This window comes from Sporosarcina ureae, from assembly GCF_029267015.1.
Classification (GTDB): domain Bacteria; phylum Bacillota; class Bacilli; order Bacillales_A; family Planococcaceae; genus Sporosarcina; species Sporosarcina ureae_D.
The window spans coordinates 1-3,407 of sequence record NZ_JARIEA010000041.1 but is presented as its reverse complement, the minus strand read 5'-3'; the positions used below and the strand labels follow the sequence as shown (position 1 = coordinate 3,407).

Here is a 3,407-nt window from a genome sequence, read left to right as displayed (position 1 = left end):
CATTATGTTACTCAAACCAGAAGAAAGAAAAACTATTTTATTGAAAATAGATGAAAGATGGCGATTGGGATTACTTTTAAAGATGAAAAATGTCTACACATTTACGCTCAGGAATTTCCGCACGATGGGGCATTGATTGTAGGAAATAAATTAGCACTATTAGAATTGAGACGAGCGATTGATGAGGCCTTGAAGGGACGCGAATCTAAAGGGCATCTCACTGCGTCTGATGGAGAAGGTTATAGGGCTTACGTATTTAGGATTGAAGATGATGAGAGGGAACTATTTGAGTCTTTAGAAATGCCATATATTACGCAGTATGGTGATGTTAATTCGCATATGTATTTTGTGAATGGTGGAAAAGAAAACAAACCACCTAATCCTATCGGGATTTTGTGGGAAAGGAAATAATAACTATTCCTCAAATGGGCGCGATTGTGGCACAAGGTTTACCTATTTACTTAAATGGTCTTCGCGAGAGCCGTAACGAAGAATGGCTTTTGCGAGCGAAGCGTAGTGAGAAGAAGCACATCTTTGCTTTGACAGGTGAAACACCGCCCACCCCTGGATCAAAGGCTTCCAAGTAAAAACACTGTCTTTCGTAATGAAAGACAGTGTTTTTATATTAAAAAAGAACTTTATCCCCACTCCATTACATCTCCCATCAAACGTTGCGGTTCTCAAATTTTCTACTGCGCGTGGTAAAATTGAAATGCATCGAGTACTTGTTTCTTGATCTGTTCAGTCTGTGTTCCCAATTGAATCACTCCCTCAGTAAATACATATTCTTCTATCTTACGAATAGGGGAGAGCAAACTCAACTTACTAGATTACAGACAAAAAACCGATTGGAGTAAAATATCCAACCGGTTGAAATAAATTAAAATACTTTATCGCCATTGAAAATAGAATTCTTTACAATCACATAGTCGACGGTGCGGATCGAGCTTAATGTCTTACCGCCAGAATAGGAAATAGCAGACTGAAGATCTTGCTCCATTTCAATCAATGTGTCTTTCAATGGTCCCTTATATTCCACGAACATTTTCTTGCCTTCAACATTCTTCTTTTCGCCTTTTTGGAATTCAGAAGCCGAACCAAAGTATTCTTTATACAATTGACCATCTTGCTCTACAGTCTGTCCGGGAGATTCCTCGTGACCTGCGAATAATGAGCCAACCATGACCATGCTTGCGCCAAAACGTACAGATTTAGCGATGTCGCCGTGTGTGCGAATCCCGCCGTCTGCGATAATTGGTTTAGATGCAGCTTTTGCACATAAGCGAACAGCCGCTAGTTGCCAACCACCTGTACCAAATCCTGTCTTGATTTTCGTAATGCACACTTTCCCTGGCCCGATCCCGACTTTCGTTGCGTCAGCCCCTGCATTCTCCAATTCACGTACAGCTTCGGGTGTGCCGACGTTACCTGCAATGACAAAGCTCATCGGTAAATGCTTTTTGATGTGCTGGATCATGCGAATGACTTGATTGGAATGACCGTGTGCGATATCGATAGTGATGAATTCAGGGACTTGCGCATCAATCGCCAATTGCTCAACGAATCCGTACTCTTCTTCTTTAACACCGACACTGATCGACGCGATTAAACCGCGAGCGTGCATATCTTTGATGAAATCTACTCGTGTTTCAGGATTGAAACGATGCATTATATAGAAATAGCCTTCTTCTGCTAATTGAATCGCAATTTTTTCGTCAATAATCGTTTGCATGTTAGCAGGAACGACCGGTAAACGAAACGTGTGACCACCTAACATAACGGATGTATCACATTCTGAGCGGCTTTCTACCACACATTTTGCTGGAACTAGCTGTATATCTTCATAGTCAAATACGGTTTCCATTACAATCACCTCTATAAACGAATGTTTTTATAAAATCATGTTGGATTGTTCGTCCTTTTGTAATTTACATGATTTTTAATTCGATGTCAACGCTTTCATAGCAATTTCCTCTTGAAATGTGACACAGTCAGTAAGACGACTAGGGTTGTGATAAACAAAGTAATAGCATAAGGAATCCATAAATCTAATGGTGTCAATTCACCAGTTAATAGTTTGTGTGAAGCCGTCAATAATTCAAGGGGATTCCATTTAGCTGAATTCGGAAATATAGCTACAATAAATAAGAAAATCACGACAAGTAATGTGACTAGTGTTCCGCCATAAGGTGTAGCGAATAAAGTGTTGCCCCATAATGTAACCGCTAGTAAAAGTATGCCGAATACATAGAGGCAACTAGCTGCAAATAGAAGATGGTGCAGTTGACTTTGATCCCAGTAATAAGCGGTGTAAGCGTATGTGATAGTGAATGCCAGCGCGATAGCTAGCGTCCAATAACAAAGTGCCATAAAGAACTTTGCCGTAATGACGGTGCTGCGACGTAATCCTTTCGTCAGCAAAATCACTAGCGTACCTTTCTCCAGCTCCTTCGACATCATCGTACTGAATAATAGAATAAACACGATCAATCCCATTTGTGGAACGTTTTTATAGAATTGCATCCAAGAGTCAAGTGCGCTAGGTTCAGGCAGATTGACCAATGCACCTTCAGGCATGAATTGTTCAAACAAAAGGGGAGTAATTTTTGCCGTGAAAGGGTTCAATATACCAAGAATCGAGAAAATGACTATAATCAGCAATAGCTTATATGACTTTACACTTTCGAACCATTCTTTCTTTAAAAAGCCGAGCCACTGATTCATCCCAGCACCTCCAATACTAATTGCTCAAGTAAACGTGTTCGGGGATACATCGATTGGATGAGTATATTTTGGTTGATGAGTGCTTGCATGAAAGCTATCCGTAAACTATCGTCATGTAAACTTACAATTAATTGGTTGTTCTCTACCTTCATGTCAAAGGCAGTGTGTTGCAAGCGTTCCTTCACTTTGTCTGCACATATAGAAAAAGTAAAGACGAATTGTCCTGTGGATTGTTGTTTCAGATGAGCCAACTCATCTTGAAATATAATAGTACCTTCATGTAGCATGGCGACGTGATCACAGATTTGTTCTGCGTCAGAAACGATATGCGTCGAGAAGAAAACCGTCGTTTCCGCTTTCGCCTTTTGTAGAATAGAAAGAATCTGCGCACGACCAGCTGGGTCCAAGGCGGAAGTCGGTTCATCGCAAATAAGAAGTTTCGGTTTGTTTAGAAGTGCTTGTGCGATTCCCAGTCGCTGTTTCATTCCTCTTGAATAAGTGCTAATTAAAGAATGAGTTCCTGCTAACCCTACCAGTTCAAGTAATTCAGCAATTCTTTCTTGACGTTCTTTTACAGCTATATTTGTAATGACTGCACATAACTCTAAATACTGCGTTGCGGTATAGAATGGATAGAATTCAGGAACGTCCGGCAAGTAGCCGACATATTGATTGGACTTGGT

General features: G+C 40.5%; 5 protein-coding genes. 2 read left to right on the top strand and 3 right to left on the bottom strand.

Annotated features, from left to right (window positions below):
• The first annotated feature begins 57 nt into the window (after window positions 1–57).
• Both Q7P97_RS05860 and Q7P97_RS05855 read left to right on the top strand, forming a co-directional pair.
• Window positions 58–411, top strand: coding sequence for a hypothetical protein (locus Q7P97_RS05860; RefSeq protein WP_303967858.1), 354 nt, complete (start codon window positions 58–60; stop codon window positions 409–411).
• A gap of 26 nt (window positions 412–437) precedes the next feature.
• Window positions 438–587 (top strand): hypothetical protein, encoded by a 150-nt coding sequence (locus Q7P97_RS05855; RefSeq protein ID WP_303967855.1) that lies wholly within the window; start codon window positions 438–440, stop codon window positions 585–587.
• 293 nt (window positions 588–880) lie between these two features.
• Here Q7P97_RS05855 and guaC read toward each other — a convergent pair whose 3' ends face one another.
• From guaC to Q7P97_RS05840, 3 genes are all read right to left on the bottom strand, one after another.
• The gene (gene guaC / locus Q7P97_RS05850; protein WP_085132109.1) at window positions 881–1,864 is read right to left on the bottom strand and encodes a GMP reductase; all 984 of its coding nucleotides are present in this window, start codon (window positions 1,862–1,864) and stop codon (window positions 881–883) included.
• Window positions 1,865–1,959: 95 nt separating this feature from the next.
• Window positions 1,960–2,724, bottom strand: a complete 765-nt coding sequence (locus Q7P97_RS05845; RefSeq protein WP_303967850.1) for an ABC transporter permease — start codon at window positions 2,722–2,724, stop codon at window positions 1,960–1,962.
• Window positions 2,721–3,407: ABC transporter ATP-binding protein (locus tag Q7P97_RS05840; protein ID WP_303967847.1), on the bottom strand; the 687-nt coding region annotated here is incomplete at its 5' end. The genes Q7P97_RS05845 and Q7P97_RS05840, both read right to left, overlap by 4 nt.

What these genes read in the sequence shown, in the direction of transcription:
- Q7P97_RS05860 (WP_303967858.1), top strand. Translation starts at nt 58, where the DNA reads ATGGCGATTGGGATTACTTTTAAAGATGAAAAATGTCTACACATTTAC.
- guaC (WP_085132109.1), bottom strand. Translation starts at nt 1,864, where the DNA reads ATGGAAACCGTATTTGACTATGAAGATATACAGCTAGTTCCAGCAAAA.
- Q7P97_RS05845 (WP_303967850.1), bottom strand. Translation starts at nt 2,724, where the DNA reads ATGAATCAGTGGCTCGGCTTTTTAAAGAAAGAATGGTTCGAAAGTGTA.